Genomic DNA, 14,542 nt, shown 5'->3' with positions numbered 1-14,542 from the left:
ATCTTCAAATGATCATTGAAACTTGAAATTTAAACCCTATTTTTGTATAGTAAGGGAGAAATAAGAAAGGAAAGCGATGAAAGAAGTAACAGGTCTCCTCGTTATGGATGTAGATGGAACTTTGATTCAACAAGAAGGAATTGATTTACTAGCTCAAGAAGCTGGCGTGGGACAAAAAGTAGCAGAGATTACAGCACAAGCAATGAATGGAGAGTTGGATTTTAAAGCATCTTTACAGGCGCGTGTCGCTTTATTGAAGGGTTTAGAGGCCTCTATTTTTCCGAAAATTATAGAGCAGATGGACGTTACACCGGGAGCTAAGACCTTAATCACTGAACTTCATCAAAGAGGTTACAAGGTTGGCCTTGTTTCAGGGGGATTTCATGAAGTCATCGATCCTATCGCGAGGTCTTTAGGAATTGATCTGGTTCGTGCTAATCGTTTGCAGACTTTTGATGGCCGTCTGACAGGGAAAGTGCTCGGAGAGATTGTGACCCCTGAAAGAAAAAAAGACTCCCTCCTGACATGGGCGAGAGAAAATCATATTCCACGAAGTCAGACGATTGCTATGGGAGATGGTGCCAATGATCTTCCCATGATTGAAACAGCCGGAATCGGGATTGCCTTTATGGCAAAGCCAATCGTAGCCGAACGAGCTCCATACCGTATTGAAACGAGCGATCTAAGCCTTGTTCTTGAAATTCTAGACCAGCATAGAAAGGAAACAGGATGCATATCCTACTAGCACCGGATTCATTTAAAGAATCCTTATCCGCCAAACAAGTAGCAGAAGCCTTAAAAAAAGGATTTCAAGAGGCTCTACCAGATGCAACTTTTGACCTTCTTCCCATAGGGGATGGTGGTGAAGGAACCATGGATACACTTGCTGAAGTTCTGAATTTAACCAAGAAGCATACTCAGGTAACAGGACCATTTGGGAAGCCTGTTTCAATGGCTTACTACCAAAAAGATGAGATGGCATTTTTTGAGATGGCCTCTCTTGTTGGCTTAGGCTCTATCCCAGCTGAAAAACGCAATCCTCTTGAACTGGAAACACGAGGCATTGGTGAACTTATTTTGCAATTGGTTGACCAAGGGGTTAAAACAATCTGTGTGGGAATTGGCGGTTCTGCAACGAATGATGGTGGGATTGGGATGGCTGCTGGACTTGGGGTAGCCTTCTATGATGAACAAGGCCATCTGCTTCGTCCTGTCGGGGCTTCGCTCGGTCGTGTGGCTAGAATAGATACCAGTGCGGTTCCAAAAGTTTTAGAAGACATCGAGCTCCAAGTCTTAACGGATGTAACCAATCCTCTCTGTGGCAGTCAAGGAGCGACCTATATCTTTGGTGGGCAAAAGGGATTAAATCCCCTTCTGTTTCCAGCTGTTGATCAGGCTATGCAGGGTTTTTACCAATTAGTAGATGCACGAATATTGTCCATGCCTGGTGCCGGAGCTGGAGGTGGCATGGCTGCTGGCTTGGTCGCTTTTTCCGGTGGTCAGATCTCCTCAGGAATTGAAAAAAGCCTCGATTTGATTGACTTTGATCACAAAGTACAAAAAGCTGATCTAGTCGTTGTTGGGGAAGGTAGGATGGATCTCCAATCCCTTTCTGGGAAGGCACCTGTCGGGGTGGCCAAACGAACACCAGAGAAGATCCCAGTGATAGCTATTTGTGGTAGCTTAGCGGAGGATTTGCCTGCTTTTCCTAGTCATCACATTGAAGCTGCCTTCTCTATCGTACCTGGTCCTTGTGAGGTAGCAGATGCACTCGCTCATGCTGAAAGGAATCTGATTTCCTGTGCTCGAAATATTGGGAACCTTTTAAAAATAAAAGCAAACTAAAAAACCAATGGAAAGGAGATGTTCCCTTCCATTGGTTTTTCTTTAGCTAAAGAGACGTTTCCAAAATGATTTCTTTTCTGGACTGGCAGTCTCTTCTTTCTTTTCAAATAAATTTGGATACTGGAGATTCATGTTTGTTGGTGAAATTCCAGATGGGTGGTCAGTATGGATGATGAGACCAAAGGGAGAATGACGACAGTCATCCGAAACGATGCTTGCCACAAGTCCAAGATCCTTGGTTTTTTTCAAATATTGTAGCTGGCTGTTTTCATCCAAAGCTGGGGAGATCTTGACCAAAACAGGATGAAAGCGATCTGAAATATCAGTGAGGATTGTCGAATACTGCTCCAGGTATATCTTGTCCCTTGCCTCCTCCAAGGTGCATGAAGCAATCACCCGCTCCTCATAAGTCTCCAAAAATCGACGTTGCTCATCCGGATTGAATCGAGTAGGACCAGCAGCTTTTTCTAAAATTGTTTTATTAATATCTGTCATAAGCTTAGTATAGCATAAAGCGCAGCAGAAGAATAGAAGAATGCGAAAAAATTAAATAAGGAGGGAAATAGAAGAAAAAAAGAAAGTGGAACCGTTTTCTTGTTAAAAACTTCTCAATTTTTGTAGATTTCCTTGTTTTTTCTTGAAAAAATAGCCTAATTACGATATGATAGAGGAGTAAAAAATATAACTCAATAAGGAGAGTAAGAAATGTCAATTATTACTGATGTTTACGCTCGCGAAGTCCTAGACTCACGCGGTAACCCAACACTTGAAGTAGAAGTTTATACTGAATCAGGTGCTCATGGACGTGGTATGGTTCCATCAGGAGCTTCTACTGGTGAACACGAAGCAGTTGAACTTCGTGACGGTGACAAATCTCGTTACGGTGGTCTTGGTACTCAAAAAGCTGTTGACAATGTAAACAACATTATTGCTGAAGCTATCATCGGCTATGATGTACGTGATCAACAAGCTATCGACCGTGCTATGATCGCTCTTGACGGTACTCCTAACAAAGGTAAATTGGGAGCAAACGCAATCCTTGGTGTGTCTATCGCCGTTGCTCGTGCAGCTGCTGACTACCTTGAAATCCCACTTTACAGCTACCTTGGTGGATTCAACACTAAAGTTCTTCCAACTCCAATGATGAACATCATCAATGGTGGTTCTCACTCAGATGCTCCAATCGCTTTCCAAGAATTCATGATCGTACCTGCTGGTGCACCAACATTCAAAGAAGCTCTTCGTTGGGGTGCTGAAATCTTCCACGCACTTAAGAAAATCCTTAAAGGTCGTGGTCTTGAAACAGCCGTTGGTGACGAAGGTGGATTCGCTCCTCGTTTCGACGGAACTGAAGATGGTGTAGAAACTATCATCGCTGCTATCGAAGCTGCTGGTTATGTTCCAGGTAAAGACGTATTTATCGGATTTGACTGTGCATCATCAGAATTCTACGATAAAGAACGCAAAGTTTACGATTACACTAAATTCGAAGGTGAAGGAGCTGCTGTTCGTACTGCTGAAGAACAAATCGCTTACCTTGAAGGATTGGTTGATAAATACCCTATCATCACTATCGAAGATGGTATGGATGAAAACGACTGGGACGGTTGGAAAGCTCTTACTGAACGTCTTGGTGGTAAAGTTCAATTGGTTGGTGACGACTTCTTCGTAACAAACACTGACTACCTTTCACGTGGTATCGAAGAAAAATGTGCTAACTCTATCCTTATCAAAGTTAACCAAATCGGTACTCTTACTGAAACATTCGATGCTATCGAAATGGCTAAAGAAGCTGGTTACACTGCCGTTGTATCACACCGTTCAGGTGAAACTGAAGATTCAACAATCGCTGACATCGCAGTTGCAACAAACGCAGGACAAATCAAGACTGGTTCACTTTCACGTACAGACCGTATCGCTAAATACAACCAATTGCTTCGCATCGAAGATCAACTTGGTGAAGTAGCTGAATACCGTGGATTGAAATCATTCTACAACTTGAAAAAATAAGCTAGTTTACTAGACTAAAAAGATCCTTGAGTTTTCTCAAGGATTTTTTTGTTATCGAGCCAAACAAAAACTCCTCAACTACAGCGTTGAGGAGTCGTGTTATTAGAATAAGCCTTTGATTTTGTCCAAGGCACCGCTGACCATTTCATTTCCAGAAACAAGCCCTTTTGCTTGTTCAAGGTAGTCACCGAGGTTGTCTTTGTTGTCTTCAACAAATTTCTTTGCAGCATCGAAATCTTTCTTTTCGATCATTTCTTTTACTTGGTTAAATAAGTCCATTGGATTCATGCTTGGATCTCCTAAAATATAAGTTATGAAATCAGGCTCGCGCCTTTTTCTCATTTATTTAATCATTTTTTTAGAGCTTTGACAACTAAAACGACTTAATGAAAAACAGTACAAACAGCCTCTGGGACATAGAAGTCGTGGGATAGGAGAGTCAATTTTCCACTAGCTAGATCTCGCTTGAAGACGCTTGCGTTAGGTGAATCTTGATGGGTTGCGATGAGGTAGTTTTGATCTGGACTAATAGTGAAATCACGTGGATTGAGCCCTTGGCTTGGAACAATTTCAATGAGTTCTAAGCTGCCATCTGCTACAACTTTAAAGACAGCGATGGAATTATGAGCACGGTTAGATGCATAAAGGAATTTTCCATCGGCTGAGAGCTTGATAGCAGAAGCCCATTTTTGACCATCGTAGTCGGATGGAAGTGTGGAAACGGTTTGGAAGTGTTCGAATTCACCCATACCGTCATAAAAGAGGACGTCGATTGTGGCATTTAATTCATTGATGAGATAAGCAGTCTTGTAGTGGGGATGAAAGACAAGGTGACGAGGTCCTGCACCTGGAGCTGTTTGGTACTGATTGATCAGGGTAAGTTTTCCTTCCTCACTGACATCATAGACATGCAAACTGTCTGTTCCTAGGTCACACGTGATCAAGTACTGATCTGGCGTAAGGTCTGCATAGTGGGCATGCGGACTTGCTTGATTGGCGTGGGGACCACTTCCTTGGTGAGTGTCCTCATCGACAAAGGACAAACGCCCATCTGCCTCTATCTTGTATACGAGAACTTGGCCTTTGTGATAGTTGGCTCCATAGATCAGTTGACGCTTGTCATCGACAGAGACATAGCAGAGTGGAGCCCCTTCCTCGACAACGTGATTGAGCGGCTGAAAATCGGCTGTAAAACTAGCGATTCCCCCTTTTCCATCTTCAGCTCCGACACTATAAAGATTGCCTTTTTTAGAAAAAGCGATATAGGTTGGATTAGGCTCAGCTACCACTAGTTCAAGATGGCTCAATGCCCCTGTTTCAGGGTCGAATTGTGCCTTGTAAATTCCTTTGGATTCTTTTTTGGTATAGGTACCGAAATAAATGGTTTGAGACATAGGTCACCTCGTAAGATTTGTTAGGTTTATTATATCAAAGGTCCTATTGGAAGGCAATTGCTAGTTGAAAAGGAGAGGGCCTTTCTTTCTGATTTTACTAGTTTTTTCGTAACTTCGCGCTCAAAAAATGCTAAAATAGATACATGTTGAAATGAAAAGGAGTTTTCCGTGGATAATAAAGAAAAACAGTTTAGTATGTCCTGGTTTTTTAGATGGTTTTTAGACAACAAGGCTATTACCGTATTTTTAGTTACCTTGCTCTTGGGTCTGAACCTCTTGGTCTTGAGTAAGATCACCTTTATTTTTATTCCGATTTTTGAGTTTGCAGGAGCTGTCATGCTGCCAGTCATTATTTCTGGTTTGCTCTATTACTTGCTCAATCCTATTGTCGACTTTCTTGAAAGAAAAGGTCTTAAGCGGATTTTTGCGATTTCCTTCGTCTTTTTCTTGATTGCAGTGCTCTTAATCTGGGGTCTGGCTGTCGTGATTCCAGCTGTCCAACGACAAGTGGTGAGTTTCTTTCATAACCTGCCAACCTATTTGGAGAAGGCCAATGCAACCATCGACGATTTTCTAGACAATCGCGTCTCCTCAGATATCAAACCTCAGTTAGATGAGATCACCAAGGAATTGTCTGCAAATATTACTACTTGGGCCAGTTCGATCTCTGGGCGGGCTGTCAATTGGGTCAGCAACTTGATCGGAGTGGCTTCGCAAGTTATTGTTGCCTTGATCATTATGCCTTTTATTGTCTTTTATCTTCTTCGAGATGGAAATAATTTAAAGGGCCACATTGTTCGCTTCTTACCAACTAAGATTCGTAAATCGGCTGAACAAGTTCTCTCAGATGTCAATACCCAACTCTCCAACTACGTTCGAGGGCAAATTACGGTAGCCATTGTCGTCGCCATTATGTTCATCATCTTCTTTAAGATCATTGGCTTGCGCTATGCGGTGACACTGGGGATCTCTGCGGGAATCTTGAATTTGATCCCATACTTGGGTAGTTTCTTAGCCATGTTACCTGCCTTAGTATTGGGCTTGGTAGCAGGACCAGAGATGTTTATCAAGGTCTTGATTGTATTTGCAGTGGAGCAAACCATTGAAGGACGTTTTGTATCACCTTTGGTTTTGGGAAGCCAGTTAAATATCCATCCGATTACCATTTTGTTTGTGCTCTTGACGTCAGGATCTATGTTTGGAATCTGGGGAGTTTTCCTTGGAATTCCAGTCTATGCATCTGCTAAGGTGGTGATCGGAGCTATCTTTGAATGGTATAAGGTTGTCAGTGGTTTGTATGAAGAACATAATGAAGTAGAAGAGGAAACACACAGTGAGTCATAGTCAACAAATGGTAGAGGCTCTCGATCGGCAGGAGCTAGAAGAAGCAGAAGTTCAATTTCAACAGGCTTTGTTAGAAGATAGTGAAGCACAATTATTGGATTTAGGTCAATATCTTGAAAGTATCGGTTTTTACCCTCAGGCAAAGGAGATCTATGAACAGATTGCAGAAACCTATCCAGAAGTGTATCTAAGTTTGGCAACCATCCTTGCAGAGGAAGGTCAAATGGAAGAGGCCTTTGCTTATTTAGAAGAAATTGAGCCAGACTCTAACTGGTATGTGGCCAGTCTCTTGGTTAAGGCGGATCTCTATCAGATGGAAGGCTTAGCAGATGTGGCGCGTGAAAAATTAGTTGAAGCAGCCCGTCTGTCTGATGATCCCATCATTCAATTAGGCCTAGCTGAAATTGATCTGGAATTGGAACGCTACCAAGAGGCTATCCAAGAGTATGCCCAGTTGGACAATCGGGAGATTTTGGAAGCAACAGGAATTTCCACCTATCAACGAATTGGTTTTGCCTATGCCAATCTTGGTAAGTTTGAAGCAGCTGTTCCCTTCTTAGAGAAAGCTCTGGAGATTGAGTTTGATGACCAGATTGCTTACGAATTAGCGACCTTATTGTCTGACCAAGAAGAATTCCAAAAAGCCCTGATCTACTACAAACAAATTGATACCTTGTCGCCTGATTTTGAGGGCTATGAGTATGGTTATGCTTTAGCTTTACAGTCTGAAAATGACCGTGAAAAAGCACTTGAGATTGCTAAACAAGGGATCCAGAAGAATCCATTTGATGCCCAATTGAAGCTCCTTGCTTCTCAGCTTTCTTATGAACTTCACCAGCCTGAGCAAGCAGAAGCTTATCTATTAGAGGCTAAAGAAGTGGCAGATGATCTCGAAGAGATTGCTCTTCGCCTGACCACCCTTTATTTAGAACAGGAACGCTTTGACCAAGTCTTGGCTTGGCAAAATGAAGAAGTAGAAACAGTTGTCACTCGGTGGAACATTGCCCGTGCCTTGGCTGCTTTGGAGAAAACAGAAGAGGCCGTCTCAGCCTACCAAGAGCTTTATGAGGATTTAAAAGACAACCCAGAATTCCTCGAAGCCTATGTTTATTTGCTGCGTGAGGCTGGAGATGTGACGAAGGCGCGTGAAGTGGCGAACCAGTATTTGGCGATCGTACCAGACGATGTGCAGATGCAAACCCTCTATGATAGCCTCTAATCAAAACCATATCGTGAAGATTCGGAATAGTTTGTGGTATACTGGTAGAAGATAGAATGAGGAGAGAAAAACATGGAACCAGTGAAACTTTTTCAATACAATACCTTAGGTGCCCTAATGGCGGGTCTGTACGGGGGTTCATTTACGATTGGAGAACTCTTGGAACACGGAGATCTAGGAGTTGGGACGCTTGATTCTATTGATGGAGAGTTGATCGTATTAGATGGTAAGGCATATCAGGCCAAGGGATCAGGGGACCATCCTGAAATAGTCGAAGTTTCTCCGGATGCCAAGGTTCCTTATGCAGCAGTCGTCCCTCACCAAGCAGAAGTCATTTTCCGCCAACGCTTTGAAATGACGGACGAGGAATTGGAAGCCCGTATTGAATCTTATTACGATGGGGAAAATCTTTTCCGCTCCATTAAGATTCGTGGTGACTTTGCCAAGATGCATGTCCGTATGATTCCAAAATCAACACCAGAGATGAAGTTTGCAGAGGTTGCAACCCATCAGCCAGAGTATACACGGGAAAATGTCACTGGAACCATCGTCGGTTTTTGGACACCAGAAATTTTCCATGGCGTGAGCGTGGCTGGTTATCATTTGCACTTTATTTCAGATGACCACACCTTTGGTGGCCATGTCATGGATTTTGTCATCACAGAAGGGATTGTAGAGGTGGGAGCCATCGATCAGCTGGATCAACGTTTCCCAGTTCAAGACCGTCAGTACCTCTTTGCCAAATTCAATGTTGATGAGGTCAAAGAAGACATCAATAAAGCAGAATAAAAAGAGGCTGGGACAAAAGTCCTAGCCTCTCAATTATTTTTGGATTGTCGAGCAAGACGCAGTGGTTGAGTGGGCTCTACTACGCTGATTTCATCAGCTTTTACAGCCCTACTCAACTGTGCGGAGGTGGGACGACGAAATCGAATTCTAACGAATTACCGATTTCTGTCCCACTCTCTTTTATTTTTGAAATCAGTCCGTTAGTTTCATGGCTTTGATTTTTTCTTCTTCTGGGGTGACCCGCAGAGTCTTCTGGCCTGTGTAGGTGACAAAGCCGGGCTTTCCACCAGTTGGTTTATTGAGTTTCTTAGCTTCGATCATATCTACTTGGACCAGGTTTGAGAGACGGGCCTTGGAATAGTAGGCCGCCAACTCTGCAGCGTCGGTCTTCACTTCATCCGATGGATCGAGATTTCCTGTAATGACGACGTGGCTTCCCGGGATATCTTTTGCATGGAACCAGAGTTCATCTTTCTTAGCGATCTTAAAGGTCAGTTCATCGTTTTGCAGATTATTGCGACCCACTAAAATGATAGTCTTTCCATCACTCGCCAGGTATTTCTCAGGTTTTTTCCGTTTATGAATTTTTTCGCGGTTGCGCCGTTTGATAAAGCCGGTCTGGATTAGCTCTTCTCGAATCTCTGCCACCTCAGCCAGGCTCGCTTGAGAAAGGGCTGTTTCAACCGTTTCAAGATAAGAAATGGTTTCCTTGGTTTCTTGAATGAGGATGGTCAAATGTTTGACGGCTTCTTTTAACTTCTGGTAGCGTTTGAAGTAGCGTTGGGCATTTTGGTTGGGGGTCAGAGCCTTATTGAGTTGGATGGTGATGGGTTCGTTGGTATAGTAATTGTCCAGGACAACCTGGTCTTGGTCGTTTGGTACCTGGTGGAGGAAGGTTGTCAGCAATTCTCCTTTTTGGCGGAATTCTTCCGCATTGTCGGTCGCCGCTAACTCAGCTTCTTGTTTGGCTAATTTTTTTCGGTTCTTTTCAAGATCGTTTTCGACCTTGCGGATCAATTCACTGGCTTGTTGTTGCACCCGATCGCGCTCAGCCTTGTCTCGGTAATAGTCATCTAGCAGATCTGAAAGTGTCTCAAACGTTTGACTGGTCGCATCCGCAAAGGGGATAGCCGAGAAGGATTTGGTCGTTAGGCGAGGCTCAGAAGGTGTCTTGAAAAAGGTCCGGAAGGTCTTTAATTTTTCATCGGTCTCAAGTCGCTTGGCTAATTCTTGAGCCGTATCTCGCCCCAAACCTTGGAAACATTTTTGAAGGTTTTTGGGACTTAACTCTTCCTTGTGAAGAAGGGCGAAGAGGGCTTCATCTCCAATTGTAAAAGGATTGGCCGCGTCGGTTTTCGGAGGGGCTACATAGGTTGATCCAGGAAGAATGGTCCGGTAGCTATTTTGTGAGAAGCCGACATGTTTGATGGCCTCGATGATTTTATTGCTGGTGCGGTCCAGGAGAATAATATTACTGTGCTTGCCCATGATTTCGATCATTAAGCTGACAGAAATGGCATCTCCAATTTCGTTTTTATTGGAGACACGGATTTCGAGAATCCGGTCGTTCTCCAATTGCTCAATCCCTTCGATGACAGCGCCTTGAAGATATTTACGCATGACCATAATAAAGGTATTGGGAAAGGCAGGATTTTCAAAGTTGGTCTGGGTCCGTTGAATCCGTCCAAAGACAGAATGGGCTGAGAGCAAGAGTTTTTGATTTTTCCGATTGCCTCGGATTTGGAGCACCAATTCTTGCTCGAAGGGTTGGTTAATTTTTTGAATGCGACCGCTCAAGAGTTCGGCCTTCAATTCTTGCACCATATGGTGTAAAAAAAATCCATCAAAAGACATGGGATTCCTCATCATTCTAGCGTTTATTCTAGTAAATTATATCAAAATTAGAGAGGAAATCCCAGAAAGAAGCTAGGGGCTGTTCAATAGAAAATGCGAACGTTTCCAAAAAAATACTGAAAAAGTATTGACATTTTTGAAAGAAAACTTTAAAATGTAAGAAATTAGAAAAGTAGTAAATGAAAGTTTCAAGAGAGCCTACGGTTGCTGAGAGTGGGTAGCGGCAGTTTATGAAATTGGACTAATGATGAGATGAATTTGAAACAATAAAAATTCGGTTGGCACACCTTATCGTGCAACTTGTTGCTAGACAAGACAGAGATATGGGGGAGACTATCCTTTTCCCATAAGTGAGGTGGCACCGCGATGACACGTCCTCACATAGCTTTTGCTATGTGTGGGCGTATTTTTTGTTTTAGATGAGAAGGGAGAAAAGAGATGAAGAAACGATGGCGTCGCAGTCTTTAGATGATGGAAAAAAGAAGAAAATGAAATAATAGAAGAGGTATTAAAAATGAAAAATAAACGTTTAATGGGAATTATTGGTTTGATTGCAGCAGCAGTCATTGGGACAGCGATCTATTCAGCTACAGCAGGTAAGGATAACAAGGCAGCAAGCAGCAATGAAAAGGCTAAAGTTGGGGTCTTGCAGTTGGTCAGCCACCCTTCGCTTGATTTGATTTACAAAGGGATTCAAGATGGTTTAGCTGAAGAAGGTTATGACAAAGACAAAGTGGACATTGATTTCCTCAATGCAGAAGGCGACCAAAACAAAGTTGCAACCATGAGTAAACAATTGGTAGACAAGGATAACCAAGTCTTGATTGGAATTGCAACTCCATCTGCTCAAGGTTTGGCTAGTGCAACCAAAGACAAACCCATCGTTATGGGAGCTGTCACTGATCCGGTCGGCGCAAACTTGGTCAAAGATTTGAAAAAACCAGGTGGCAATATCACTGGGGTATCTGACCACAATCCAACTGAGCAACAGTTGAAATTGATCAAAGAATTGACTCCGAACGTGAAAACCATTGGGATCCTCTACTCAACCAGTGAAGATAATTCCAAATCTCAAGTAGAAGAATTTACAAAATTAGCTGAAAAAGCAGGCTACAAGGTTGTTCCTTATTCTGTTCCTTCTACAAACGAAATTGCTTCCACTGTGTCTGTAATGTCAGGCAAAGTCGATGCCATCTGGGTTCCAATCGACAATACTATCGCATCAGCCTTCTCAACAGTTGTCGAAGCCAACAAAACAGCTAAAAAACCAATCTTCCCAAGTGCGACAGCTATGGTAGAAGCTGGTGGTCTTGGTTCAGTCGTTGTCGACCAACATGATCTTGGAGTAGCAACTGGTAAAATGGCTGCGAAGATCTTGAAAGGTCAAAAACCTGCGGATACACCTGTTGAAATCTTTAGCCAAGGAAAATCTGTCATCAATAAAAAAGTCGCAGATGAATTGGGCATTACTATTCCAGAATCTGTCTTGAAAGATGCTGGACAAGTCATTAAATAAAAAGGAATCGAATCACAAGAATGGCAGGGGAATTTAGCATTGGTAGGTCTTTAAATTGTGACATTTAAAAATGTTTACCAGTGCTCACGACCAGCTTTGTTACTCATGATAGAGGAGAAAGAAGTGGAAGTCAAGATAACAGATCTTCATCCGACCCAACTATATTTATCAGAAAAGAAGTTACAAGCTATCCAGATGCTGGATCAGTCGGCAGAAATCATCAATGTGGATCCAATTAGTGTTCTTGCATTTGGAAATCGCTTCTTGATTACAGACGGGCATCATAGGGCTTATCAGGCTTTATTAGCAGGTCGGGATACGATTTCTGCTGAGTTTGATAGAGATGGTGGCGATGACTTGTATGCTCTCTATGCGCAAGCTTGCGAGGAAAGAAAGATAGACTCTGTTTTGGATTTAAAACATCGTATCTTACCTCAAGAGAAGTATGAAGCAAAATGGTATAGCTGGTGTGATGGTTTTAACCAAGCAGCAACTCTTCTAATGAAAAGGAAAGCAGATGAAGCAGACCAGGCAAATAAATAATGCATTGCGTCCTGTTCCTTCTTCTATTGAAATTAGTCTCATCTAACTTGTTTTTTAACTAAAAATCTGATAAACTAGATAGTAATTGAATAGAAATCTGCAAGACTAGTACCTCAAGGGAAGTGCGACAGGGAGAAGAGCCGTGACTGAAAGCTCTTTGCATGAAAGCTGGGTGAATTCACTTGCGCAAGGATTTAGAAATTAAGGTCTGGTTTACAGATAAAAAACGGATGGTACCGCGTGTCAACGCTCCGATTAGGAGAAGGCACGCGGTTTTTTTCTATGTCTGTAGATGGACCATGATGGAGGAAATATGTCAACGATTGAAGAACAATTAAAAGCGCTTCGTGAAGAAACGCTGGCAGCTTTGAAGCAGATCTCTGCTGAAAATGAAAAAGAATTGCAAGAACTACGGGTCTCTGTCCTTGGGAAAAAAGGATCTCTGACTGAGATCCTCAAAGGGATGAAAGATGTCTCTGCAGAGATGCGTCCGGTTATCGGGAAACACGTCAATGAAGCCCGCGATGTCTTGACGGCTGCCTTTGAAGAAACAACCAAACTCTTGGAAGAAAAGAAAGTCCAAGCGAAACTAGCTAGCGAAAGCATCGATGTGACCCTTCCCGGTCGTCCGGTTGCTAGTGGTTACCGTCATATCTTGACCCAAACCAGTGAAGAAATCGAAGATATCTTTATCGGGATGGGCTACCAAGTCGTGGACGGCTTTGAAGTAGAGCAAGACTACTACAACTTTGAACGCATGAATTTGCCGAAAGATCACCCTGCGCGGGATATGCAGGATACCTTCTATATCACAGAAGAAATCTTGCTTCGGACCCATACCTCACCAGTACAGGCGCGGGCAATGGATGCGCATGACTTCAGCAAGGGACCATTGAAGATGATCTCTCCAGGGCGTGTTTTCCGTCGGGATACTGATGATGCGACCCACAGCCATCAATTCCATCAGATCGAAGGCTTGGTCGTTGGGAAGAACATTTCTATGGCAGACCTTCAAGGAACGCTTCAATTGATCGTGCAAAAGATGTTTGGGGCAGAACGTCAAATCCGTCTGCGTCCTTCTTACTTCCCATTTACCGAGCCATCGGTTGAAGTAGACGTTTCTTGCTTCAAATGTGGTGGAGCTGGATGTAACGTATGTAAGAAAACTGGTTGGATTGAAATCATGGGAGCCGGTATGGTTCACCCACGTGTCCTTGAAATGAGTGGTATTGACCCAACAGTTTATTCAGGATTTGCCTTTGGACTTGGTCAAGAGCGTGTGGCTATGCTTCGTTACGGAATCAATGATATCCGTGGCTTCTATCAAGGGGATATCCGTTTTTCAGAACAATTTAAATCATCATGTTAGTAAAAGTTAAGCCGAATGAATTTCAAATTTTAAGGGAATTAGAGGTGGAAACCTATGGGGATACCTTTGGTCCCTACATCGCTGATGCCGATATGGAAGATTATTACCAGACGGTTTTATCGCTAGAGCAAATCCAAAAGGATTTGGCAGAACCTGAATCAGAGACCTATTTTGTCCTTGATCACAATCAGGAAATTTGTGGTTTTCTCAAGTTTAACTGGGGAGAGGCACAAACAGAGCCAGTAGAGATGGACAATGCTTTTGAAATCCAGCGGATCTATGTCAAAAAAGAACATCATGGCAAGGGCTATGGCAAGGAAATGTTTAGCTTTGCGCTGGATCAAGCCAAGAGCCGTGGCTTTGAGTGGGCTTGGCTAGGTGTCTGGGAACGCAATTTTAAGGCGCAAGATTTTTACTATCGCTTTGGATTTGAACGATTTAGTGAACACCAGTATATAACCGGAGATACCGTGGATACAGACTGGTTGTTGAGAAAGAAACTGATATAGAATGGACGAGAAACTTCTATTCTAGAGAAAGGAAAGGCTTGAGTCCTTTTCCTAAGCCAGCCTCAAGCTGGAAAACACAAAATGAAAGGATCAAAACGAGGGTGGATAGAGATCTAGGAAAGTCATCTAGATTTCAGCTTAGCCCTTGGT

The 14,542-nt window shown here is 42.9% G+C and carries 14 protein-coding genes; 10 read left to right on the top strand and 4 right to left on the bottom strand.

What is annotated here, in order from left to right; genetic code table 11:
• Window positions 1–76: 76 nt before the first annotated feature.
• Together serB and NMM13_RS01110 are read left to right on the top strand one after the other, a co-directional pair.
• A complete protein-coding gene (gene serB / locus NMM13_RS01115) occupies window positions 77–745 on the top strand; it encodes a phosphoserine phosphatase SerB (RefSeq protein WP_049497451.1) in 669 nt (222 codons plus the stop codon).
• The gene (locus NMM13_RS01110; RefSeq protein ID WP_254727023.1) at window positions 730–1,845 is read left to right on the top strand and encodes a glycerate kinase; all 1,116 of its coding nucleotides are present in this window, start codon (window positions 730–732) and stop codon (window positions 1,843–1,845) included. The genes serB and NMM13_RS01110 overlap by 16 nt, the downstream gene beginning before the upstream one ends.
• A gap of 42 nt (window positions 1,846–1,887) precedes the next feature.
• Here the strand turns inward: NMM13_RS01110 and NMM13_RS01105 are convergent, their stop codons facing one another.
• The gene (locus NMM13_RS01105) at window positions 1,888–2,340 is read right to left on the bottom strand and encodes a DUF1694 domain-containing protein (RefSeq protein WP_118095388.1); all 453 of its coding nucleotides are present in this window, start codon (window positions 2,338–2,340) and stop codon (window positions 1,888–1,890) included.
• Window positions 2,341–2,550: 210 nt separating this feature from the next.
• Between NMM13_RS01105 and eno the strand changes: the two genes are divergently transcribed.
• Window positions 2,551–3,855 (top strand): surface-displayed alpha-enolase, encoded by a 1,305-nt coding sequence (gene eno, locus NMM13_RS01100; RefSeq protein WP_070466265.1) that lies wholly within the window; start codon window positions 2,551–2,553, stop codon window positions 3,853–3,855.
• A 102-nt stretch (window positions 3,856–3,957) separates the two neighbouring features.
• Here the strand turns inward: eno and NMM13_RS01095 are convergent, their stop codons facing one another.
• Window positions 3,958–4,143 carry a hypothetical protein gene (locus tag NMM13_RS01095; RefSeq protein ID WP_049497454.1) on the bottom strand — a complete coding sequence of 62 codons (186 nt, stop codon included), beginning with the start codon at window positions 4,141–4,143 and terminating at the stop codon, window positions 3,958–3,960.
• 95 nt (window positions 4,144–4,238) lie between these two features.
• Entirely contained in the window at window positions 4,239–5,249 is a 1,011-nt protein-coding gene (locus NMM13_RS01090; RefSeq protein ID WP_254727020.1) for a lactonase family protein, read from the bottom strand.
• Window positions 5,250–5,417: 168 nt separating this feature from the next.
• Between NMM13_RS01090 and NMM13_RS01085 the strand changes: the two genes are divergently transcribed.
• The 3 genes from NMM13_RS01085 (at window position 5,418) to budA (ending at window position 8,601) form a co-directional block, all read left to right on the top strand.
• Window positions 5,418–6,593 (top strand): AI-2E family transporter, encoded by a 1,176-nt coding sequence (locus NMM13_RS01085; protein WP_254727017.1) that lies wholly within the window; start codon window positions 5,418–5,420, stop codon window positions 6,591–6,593.
• Window positions 6,583–7,812, top strand: a complete 1,230-nt coding sequence (locus NMM13_RS01080; RefSeq protein ID WP_031574535.1) for a tetratricopeptide repeat protein — start codon at window positions 6,583–6,585, stop codon at window positions 7,810–7,812. The genes NMM13_RS01085 and NMM13_RS01080 overlap by 11 nt, the downstream gene beginning before the upstream one ends.
• Before the next feature lie 72 nt (window positions 7,813–7,884).
• Window positions 7,885–8,601 (top strand): acetolactate decarboxylase, encoded by a 717-nt coding sequence (gene budA, locus NMM13_RS01075; protein ID WP_021153550.1) that lies wholly within the window; start codon window positions 7,885–7,887, stop codon window positions 8,599–8,601.
• A gap of 192 nt (window positions 8,602–8,793) precedes the next feature.
• Here the strand turns inward: budA and NMM13_RS01070 are convergent, their stop codons facing one another.
• On the bottom strand, window positions 8,794–10,455 hold the full coding sequence (locus NMM13_RS01070) for an NFACT family protein (RefSeq protein WP_254727013.1): 1,662 nt from the start codon (window positions 10,453–10,455) through the stop codon (window positions 8,794–8,796).
• A 514-nt stretch (window positions 10,456–10,969) separates the two neighbouring features.
• On the opposite strand from NMM13_RS01070, the gene trpX reads away from it, so the two are divergent.
• The 4 genes from trpX to NMM13_RS01050 all read left to right on the top strand — a co-directional run bounded on the left by trpX (window position 10,970) and on the right by NMM13_RS01050 (window position 14,392).
• Window positions 10,970–11,971 (top strand): tryptophan ABC transporter substrate-binding protein, encoded by a 1,002-nt coding sequence (gene trpX / locus NMM13_RS01065; RefSeq protein ID WP_024055230.1) that lies wholly within the window; start codon window positions 10,970–10,972, stop codon window positions 11,969–11,971.
• A gap of 123 nt (window positions 11,972–12,094) precedes the next feature.
• Window positions 12,095–12,514 carry a chromosome partitioning protein ParB gene (locus tag NMM13_RS01060; protein ID WP_254727010.1) on the top strand — a complete coding sequence of 140 codons (420 nt, stop codon included), beginning with the start codon at window positions 12,095–12,097 and terminating at the stop codon, window positions 12,512–12,514.
• 313 nt (window positions 12,515–12,827) lie between these two features.
• Complete coding sequence (gene pheS, locus NMM13_RS01055) at window positions 12,828–13,883, top strand: phenylalanine--tRNA ligase subunit alpha (RefSeq protein ID WP_003018892.1); 1,056 nt, start codon at window positions 12,828–12,830, stop codon at window positions 13,881–13,883.
• Window positions 13,877–14,392, top strand: coding sequence for an N-acetyltransferase (locus NMM13_RS01050; protein ID WP_254727007.1), 516 nt, complete (start codon window positions 13,877–13,879; stop codon window positions 14,390–14,392). The genes pheS and NMM13_RS01050 overlap by 7 nt, the downstream gene beginning before the upstream one ends.
• Window positions 14,393–14,542: the final 150 nt, after the last annotated feature.

Source organism: Streptococcus sp. CF8_St5-11 (assembly GCF_024295625.1).
Classification (GTDB): domain Bacteria; phylum Bacillota; class Bacilli; order Lactobacillales; family Streptococcaceae; genus Streptococcus.
This window is presented reverse-complemented; position numbering and strand designations above follow the sequence as displayed.